The sequence below is a fragment of the Methanococcoides sp. genome, assembly GCF_030594565.1.
In the GTDB taxonomy this organism is placed as follows: Archaea; Halobacteriota; Methanosarcinia; order Methanosarcinales; family Methanosarcinaceae; genus Methanococcoides; species Methanococcoides seepicolus.
This window is the reverse complement of record NZ_JAUVEY010000108.1, coordinates 1-7,447: the sequence shown is the minus strand read 5'-3', so window position 1 is coordinate 7,447 and position 7,447 is coordinate 1. Positions and strand designations below refer to the sequence as shown.

The following is a 7,447-nucleotide window of genomic DNA, read 5'->3' as shown; positions in this document are numbered from 1 at the left end:
TTTTGTATTGCAGGTCAACCCTTAAAGGAATTTGAGCATCCTTTGGTATGGTGTGTATATACTCCTTTCTGAATTCCGGGTTACGCATCATACAATAATCTGCAGATCCCTTGTATGCCGCATGTTTTCCCATACGTTTCCATATTTCTGCAAGACCATCTTCTCTAACGTTTCCGAAGGAGAGCGGTGTATAAGCGCATGGCATAACGTCTCCGCCCGCAGCAACATGCATCCATCTCCTGCCTGCAAAGCAACCGAACTGCTCAGGTCCGTTGAAATACGGGAACGCGGTGACCCTGGGTCCGTCAGTTTCCTTGTTCTTGCTCTTCTGGAACCTTTCAAGCTTTACAATATCTTTCTTGGTGAGGGTCTCGTCTTCATGGTCTAGCCACCTTCCCACGGCAATGATCTCATATATCGACATTTCCTGCATGCCAAGATCATCTGCCAGGGTATAGAACTCCTCAAGATCATCAATATTATCCGGTGATGCCACAACGAACATATCTGCCATGATCCCTGCATCCAGCGTATTCTTGATACCTGTCATACTGTTCTGGAATGCCCCTTCACAACCCCTTACGCGGTCATGCTCTTTCTCATCCGGGCTATCCACACTGATATGTGCTGAATAAAGGCCTGCATTCTTAAGGTCCCGTGCCCTTTCAGGTGTCAACTTGAAACCTGATGTAAAACAGGTGGCTATTGCCTTTGTTTTATCAACACTGGCGACCATGTCCACAATATCGCTTCGAAGCATGGTCTCGCCACCATCGAAAGATATCAGGTATGCTCCAAGGTCTACTGCCTCATCGACCACTCTGTTTATTTCTTCAAGCGTAAATTCAGGGTCTGCAACAATGCCGGCAGCACCACAGTGTATGCAATTGTATGGGCATCTGTCTGTTATCCCGATCGAGAACTGGTCAGGGATACGTTTTTTCATAATTGCGCCGATCTGTGCACTTATGACCCTGTTGAATGCGGGACTTGGGACCGGTGGCACCCATGTGGAAAAAATGATATTCTCTTCGTCCACTAATATTGGCTTCTCTTCCCGGAATATCTTATTAATGCGTTTTATCACAGGTTTTGATACAGCTGATAGTGGTCCTTCTGTATCGAGAACGACCTTTCCATTCTCTGTACTGGCATTTACTTTGATAACTGATTTGTCATATACCCGCATAATGTTCACCTGGATCTGATAGTATTTTTCAATGTTTTCGGAAGCATTTCCGTTGTTATGTGGTCTGTAACTTCCATGAGCTTGCTTCTTGAATCGGAAGGCTCGAACTCTTCCAATATGTCTTTTGCCATTCTCACGTTCTCCATTGCCAGTAAGGTCGCCTTTTCTACAGCGCTCTCATGTGGTATGGCCCTTCTATATATCTGCAAGATCGATATGGATTCATTCTCGGATCTCTTATCATCGACATTCTCGGTATATTCCAGAATATCGTCAACGATCTGATATGCTCTTCCGAGCTTTTCTCCATAATCCTTCAATTTACTTGCAGTCCTTTCATCAGCACCTACGATATATGCACCCATTGCCGCACTGGCCGCAAAGAGGGATGCGGTCTTCTTGTCGATGCAATCGAAATAGTTCATCTCTGCAAAATCCTCGGATGTGCTTTTTATGTCAATGGTCTCGCCCTCTGCCATTGCCATTCCTGCACGTCCGAACTCCCGCACTACCGGTGTACTGTATATTGAAATAAGCTCAATGGATTTTGAGATCATATAATCCCCAGCAAGCATGGCAGCTGCTGGTCCAAACTTCTTATGTGCGGACTCTACTCCTCTTCGTATGACCCCTTCGTCCAGGATATCATCGTGTATAAGGGATGCGGAGTGGATAAGCTCAATGGCAAGTGCTGCATTTATACTATTGTCGGAGTCTCCTCCGCATATTCGGGAAGCCAGTAGTAATATAATAGGTCTGACCTTCTTTCCGCCCGATCTGCAAATATGTCCGACGACGTTTTTCATCTGGGGTGAATCATCCATGTCGCTTATCATTTCGTTCATGGCATCGGTGATCTGCCGGTATTCATCCCATTGTTCGATATTCATCGCATGTCCTCATAATATGAATGTGATATGTTCCAGGTTTCATTCGGAATACTTTGAAGGGCAGCCGATAACGATCTGGTCTGCCTCTATCTTTGATTCTGATATCATGGTCCCTGTAAGGCTAACGCTGTTCCCTTCTACAAGATTTGCAGGAAGGTCAGCTGTGTATTCAATATATATCTCCTGTTCCTCGTCTTCAGCATCCGTAAGGGTGAACGAGACCATTTCCGGTGAGATGCTCAATGTCCCATTTTTGACAAGTCCCATTGTACTGACTTTCTGCCCGACATGATCCTGTGGGCTGGTCGTGATCTCAGAGACCATCATATATCCCTGTTCGACATCAACGCCCCAAAGTCCGATCGCCATAACTGCTACTATCGCAAAAATGGTGAGGATCGCCTTTCGTTTTTTTTCCATTTGCAAACACCATCAATCTTTAAGCTTTCGGATCAGGGATGCAAGACGCATGCGTGTGCGTATCAGATAAACAATGTAGGAAAGTATTATTATCCATGTAATTGCGAATGCTGTCTGAAATGCCTGTTCTCCCATTGCCATATCTTATCATCCTTAGCTCCAAAAAGGGCATTATATGTTGTTATTTTATGTATCTTGACGATACGATTTATATGGGTTCTGTGTAGTATAGTTCCATACTATTTAAGCAAATTGAAAGAATTGCCTTTGATAATAGCTTACATTATATTAAGTAAATAGGAGTATTTGATCATACATGGTAAAACCTCCACGACTTATAGCATGGGAATTGACATGGGGATGTAATCTTGCATGTGTTCATTGCAGAGGTTCATCTACATCGGAGATACCTGAGGGTGAACTTTCCACGTCTGAAGCAAAACATTTCGTCGATGAGATCGTAGAGATGGGAAATCCCATTCTCATTCTGACCGGAGGCGAACCTCTTGTTCGCAAGGATGTCTATGAGATCGCAAGATACGCTACTGACAAAGGTCTGCGTGTAGCTCTTGCGACCAACGGAACCCTTCTCAATGACGATGTTGTGAAAAAACTAAAAGACGCAGGTGTGCAGCGTGTCAGTATAAGCATCGATGGTTCATCGGCACAGACACATGACGATTTCCGTGGAGTTCCCGGTGCATTCGAAAGCACTATGCGTGGCATCGAGTACCTCAAAAATGGCGGGCTTGGTTTCCAGATAAACACAACCATAACAAAAAGGAATATCGATGAGATCCCTGCCATTCTTGAACTTGCAACCGAAATTGGTGCGGAAGCACATCATATCTTCCTTCTTGTGCCAACCGGCAGGGGTAAGGAACTCGAGAACGAAGAGATACCTCCTGCTGAATATGAGCGCGTGTTGAACTGGTTCTATGATCAGCAGAAGCACGTCAAGATCCAGTTGAAGGCCACATGCGCTCCTCACTATTTCAGAATAATGCGTCAGCGTGCAAAAAGAGAAGGCACTGAGGTCACTGTTAAGACACATGGCTATGAGGCAATGACTCGGGGATGTCTCGGAGGTATAAGCTTTTGCTTCGTTTCCAGTACAGGAGATGTCCAGCCCTGCGGATATCTGCCTGTGGTCGCAGGCAACGTGAAGGAAAAGAGCTTCAGGGAGATATGGGAAGACTCTGAACTTTTCAACGATCTTCGCGATTATGATAAGCTCGGTGGTAAATGCGGAAAATGCAGCTACAACAACGTCTGCGGGGGTTGCCGTGCCCGTGCTTATGCCGCCACTGGTGACTACATGGCGGAAGAGCCATACTGTATATATAATCCCAGATGAACTCTGGTTACGGGAAATATTAATAATCTAATGATAGCATGAACTCTGCCTAGCATCCAGATCGATTGCAAATAAAAATGGTGTTAATTTATATGATAGAACTTGATGAGGTCGATAAGTCGATCCTGAACCTGATACAGCTGGATTTTCCTCTTGATCCTCACCCATTTGAGAAATTAAGCCAGCAGCTTGGCATTTCTGAAGAGGACTTGCTGGAACGCATGGAACGACTTAGCGAAGAAGGCGCTATAAGGCGTATCGGTCCGGTCATCAACACGAAAAAGGTTGGTGGCATCAGTACACTTGTTGCAATGAAGGTGCCGGAATCCCGCATCGATGAGGTCGCAGAACTGATAAATAGGCATCAAGAAGTTTCGCACAACTATTTGCGTCAGGCAGATTATAACATCTGGTTCACAGTTTCCGCTGCGAACCGGGAACGTCTGGAGCAGATAATAAACGATCTCAGGGATGAGACCGGTTGTCCACTGATCGATCTTCCGACAAAACGTCTTTTTAAGATCGGGGTGAAATTTGATGTCAGGTAATAATGTTCAAATGGATGAGCTTGACACACGTCTTCTCAAATTGACCCAGGATGGAATTCCGCTTACTCATTCTCCTTTTGCTGATGTGGCAAAGGAGCTTGGCATGACCGAAGAGGATGTGATCGATAGGATCAAACATCTTCAGGTGAACGGTTTTATTCGAAGGTTCGGTGCATCTATCGGACATCGTGCCATTGGCATAACCGCGAATGCAATGTGTACCTGGAATGTTCCTGATGAACGTGTCGAAGAGGTCGGTGCGGTCATGGCAGGTTTTTCTGAAGTGACGCATTGCTATGAAAGACCTCGTTATCCGGACTGGCCTTACAACCTCTTCACAATGGTGCATTCATATACCCGCGATGACTGTGAGCACGTTGCTAAAGAGATATCCATGGCAACGGGGATCTCCGATTACAATCTTCTGTACAGTGTCCGGGAATTCAAAAAGACTGGCGTGAGGCTGTAAATGACAGGGAAAGGCCTTGGTCGGAAATATATGCCTCTTTTCATTGACATGGAAGGTCGGAAAGTGGTGGTCTTCGGTGGAGGTTCTGTGGGATTTCGAAAAGCCTCCCTCTTTGCAGAATATGCAGAAACTGCTGTAATAAGCATCGATTTTTCTCCTGAACTTGAAGAGCTTGCTTCTTCTTCATCGGTTGAATTGATCGGGTCCGATCTTTCTTCTGTTTCCGATGGATCCATACTTGCCCTGATGGAAGATGCTTTTCTTGTAATTCCTGCAACGAACGTTCCTTCATTGAATGATCGGATCAGGGAACTTGCACAAGGGCGTGGGGTCCTTGTAAACCGAATTGATATGGCAGGGGAGGTCGTAATTCCCTCTGTTATACAGCGGGATGGACTTTCCATAGGCATATCTACATTTGGTTCAAGTCCTGCGGTCTCAAAATATACTCGCAGGAAACTGGAATCTATAATCACTCCTCAATATGGGGAGATGATACGCTTGCAGGATGAGATGCGAACCTTGCTCAAAAGTAAAGTGGACTTGCAGAAAGAGCGTAAAGCCCTTCTCTGGAAGATACTTGAGGACAAGGCTATATGGGATGCCCTGGAAGTTTCGTATGAAAAAGGGTATAATGTAGCATACAATATAGTTCAGGAGCACCTAGACAAGAAAGGTTGATGTTATCATGAAATATTACATTAGGTTTAAGTCCAATGCTCGTATTCATGGGAATATGTTACACTTATCACACGCCGTTCGTGGAGGCTTGGAGTGACAGAAATATCAAGTATGGTAATTACACACGCAAAGGCTACTGTTGAGGAAATGGAAGATTCCTGGCATGGTGACATAGAGCTTGTCCTGAGCCAGCTTTACTCAAATGAGCTTGTTTATGAGTGTGCAGTCCTCAAGACTTGTAATCGTGTAGAGATATATGTGGTATCTTCAAAAGGTAGCAGTGTACTTTTCCATTATGCAAAAGAGATGGGCGTTTCTGCAAAGATCGTGGAGTTCTATGACCATGATGAATCGTTAAGACATCTGCTCAGGCTTGCATGCGGTCTCGAATCTATGATAATCGGGGAAGACCAGATCCTCGGTCAGATCAAGGACTTTTTCCTGATGGCCAAAGAAGCCGGAACTGTTGGGAAAGTGCTTAGTACCGCATTCAGCAAGGCTATCCAGGTGGGCAAGAGGGTCCGTACAGAGACCTTCATCAACAGGGGTGCAGTTTCCATTGCTTCGGCAGCGGTCGATCTTGCAGAGGATATCCTTGACGGTCTGAATGACAAGCACATTCTTGTGATCGGTACCGGTGAAATGGGCACATTGGTCACGAGAGCACTTTCACACCGGGATATGCATGTTATCTATCTTGCAAATCGGACTTACGAGAAGGCAAGGGACTTGGCTGAAGAACTTGGCGGAGAAGCTGTCATGTTCGACCAGCTGGAAAAATACGTCCATGCTGCCGATGTGGTTATCAGTGCTACTTCTGCTCCTCATTATGTATTGAAGGATGATCTTGTGGGTAAAGTGATGGAAGGCCGTGAGAACGACCTCCTCCTCATAGATATTGCAAGTCCGAGAGATATCGATCCTGCAGTCGAGGAAATTCCGCATGTAATTCTCCGTAATATCGACGGTTTACGTGTTATTAATGAAAAGAACCTTCAGATGAGGATGGTGGAGGCCAAGAAGGCCGAGATCATCATTGATGATGAATTGGATCTATTGAAGGCTCAGTACAAACGTCAAAAGGCTGATGCTATCATATCAGATCTTTATAGCCAGTCCCACGGCCTCAGGCATAACGAGATGGAGCATGCCATTAATAAACTGAGTGCCTACCATACTATGGGCGATATTGAACGCAAGGTGCTTGAAGATCTCACGCATGCGATCACGAACAAGATCCTTGCAGAACCCACCAAGAAATTACGCAACGCTGCGGAATATGATGACGATAAGTTCCTTGATTCCGTATCTCGTTTATTTGATATACGACCAATTAAGAAGAACGATGAAATTACAAATAAGAGTTGATACTAATGTTCCCACAGGTTAGAATGCGAAGGTTAAGAAGTGGTAAGATACGCGATCTGGTGAGGGAGACCTCACTTGGTGTAGATGACCTGATATATCCAATGTTCGTTGATGAGACCACTGATTCTTCCGTGGATATATCGTCTATGCCCGGAGTACAGCGTTTACCGCTGGACAAAGTGGTCGACGATGCAAAAGAAGCAGCAGATCTCGGTATTCCTGCACTGGTATTGTTCGGCATTCCCAAAAACAAGGATGCTGTCGGAACCAGTTCTTATGGCGAGGATGACATCGTACAACAGGCGGTCCGAAGCATCAAGGAAGACCTTGGTAAGGATATGGTGGTCATCACCGATGTCTGTATGTGCGAATATACCGATCACGGTCACTGTGGCATTGTCGATATGGATTCTGAGGACGTACTAAATGACCCGACTCTTGATATCCTCGGCAAGATCGCCACAAGTCATGTTGAAGCCGGAGCGGACATAGTTGCACCGTCAGGCATGATGGACGGTATGATAG

The 7,447-nt window shown here is 45.4% G+C and carries 9 protein-coding genes and 1 pseudogene; 6 read left to right on the top strand and 4 right to left on the bottom strand.

Annotated features, from left to right (window positions below):
- The 4 genes from QAS77_RS09005 to QAS77_RS08990 all read right to left on the bottom strand — a co-directional run.
- On the bottom strand, positions 1–1,189 hold a 1,189-nt coding region (locus QAS77_RS09005; RefSeq protein ID WP_305065058.1), incomplete at its 3' end, for a radical SAM protein.
- A gap of 5 nt (positions 1,190–1,194) precedes the next feature.
- Positions 1,195–2,079: a polyprenyl synthetase family protein gene (locus tag QAS77_RS09000; RefSeq protein ID WP_250867754.1), complete on the bottom strand. Its 885-nt coding sequence runs from the start codon at positions 2,077–2,079 to the stop codon at positions 1,195–1,197.
- Between the two features lie 39 nt (positions 2,080–2,118).
- Positions 2,119–2,499, bottom strand: a complete 381-nt coding sequence (locus tag QAS77_RS08995; protein ID WP_305065055.1) for a cytochrome c maturation protein CcmE domain-containing protein — start codon at positions 2,497–2,499, stop codon at positions 2,119–2,121.
- Between the two features lie 12 nt (positions 2,500–2,511).
- On the bottom strand, positions 2,512–2,640 hold the full coding sequence (locus QAS77_RS08990; protein ID WP_250867752.1) for a CcmD family protein: 129 nt from the start codon (positions 2,638–2,640) through the stop codon (positions 2,512–2,514).
- 175 nt (positions 2,641–2,815) lie between these two features.
- Here QAS77_RS08990 and ahbD point away from each other — a divergent pair, with 175 nt between their 5' ends.
- The 6 genes and pseudogenes from ahbD to QAS77_RS08960 all read left to right on the top strand — a co-directional run.
- A complete protein-coding gene (gene ahbD / locus QAS77_RS08985) occupies positions 2,816–3,856 on the top strand; it encodes a heme b synthase (RefSeq protein WP_305065053.1) in 1,041 nt (346 codons plus the stop codon).
- Between the two features lie 92 nt (positions 3,857–3,948).
- Entirely contained in the window at positions 3,949–4,404 is a 456-nt protein-coding gene (ahbA, locus tag QAS77_RS08980) for a siroheme decarboxylase subunit alpha (RefSeq protein WP_250867750.1), read from the top strand.
- Complete coding sequence (ahbB, locus tag QAS77_RS08975) at positions 4,394–4,873, top strand: siroheme decarboxylase subunit beta (protein ID WP_305065051.1); 480 nt, start codon at positions 4,394–4,396, stop codon at positions 4,871–4,873. The genes ahbA and ahbB overlap by 11 nt, the downstream gene beginning before the upstream one ends.
- Positions 4,874–5,554 (top strand): precorrin-2 dehydrogenase/sirohydrochlorin ferrochelatase family protein, encoded by a 681-nt coding sequence (locus QAS77_RS08970; protein WP_305065049.1) that lies wholly within the window; start codon positions 4,874–4,876, stop codon positions 5,552–5,554.
- Between the two features lie 93 nt (positions 5,555–5,647).
- Positions 5,648–6,922, top strand: a complete 1,275-nt coding sequence (hemA, locus tag QAS77_RS08965; protein WP_305065047.1) for a glutamyl-tRNA reductase — start codon at positions 5,648–5,650, stop codon at positions 6,920–6,922.
- A 5-nt stretch (positions 6,923–6,927) separates the two neighbouring features.
- Positions 6,928–7,447, top strand: a pseudogene (locus QAS77_RS08960) (porphobilinogen synthase); the annotation flags it as partial.

Bases quoted from the DNA above. Each gene is read 5' to 3' on its own strand.
- QAS77_RS09000 (WP_250867754.1), bottom strand. From the start codon at position 2,079: ATGAATATCGAACAATGGGATGAATACCGGCAGATCACCGATGCCATG.
- QAS77_RS08995 (WP_305065055.1), bottom strand. From the start codon at position 2,499: ATGGAAAAAAAACGAAAGGCGATCCTCACCATTTTTGCGATAGTAGCA.
- QAS77_RS08990 (WP_250867752.1), bottom strand. From the start codon at position 2,640: ATGGCAATGGGAGAACAGGCATTTCAGACAGCATTCGCAATTACATGG.
- ahbD (WP_305065053.1), top strand. From the start codon at position 2,816: ATGGTAAAACCTCCACGACTTATAGCATGGGAATTGACATGGGGATGT.
- ahbA (WP_250867750.1), top strand. From the start codon at position 3,949: ATGATAGAACTTGATGAGGTCGATAAGTCGATCCTGAACCTGATACAG.
- ahbB (WP_305065051.1), top strand. From the start codon at position 4,394: ATGTCAGGTAATAATGTTCAAATGGATGAGCTTGACACACGTCTTCTC.
- QAS77_RS08970 (WP_305065049.1), top strand. From the start codon at position 4,874: ATGACAGGGAAAGGCCTTGGTCGGAAATATATGCCTCTTTTCATTGAC.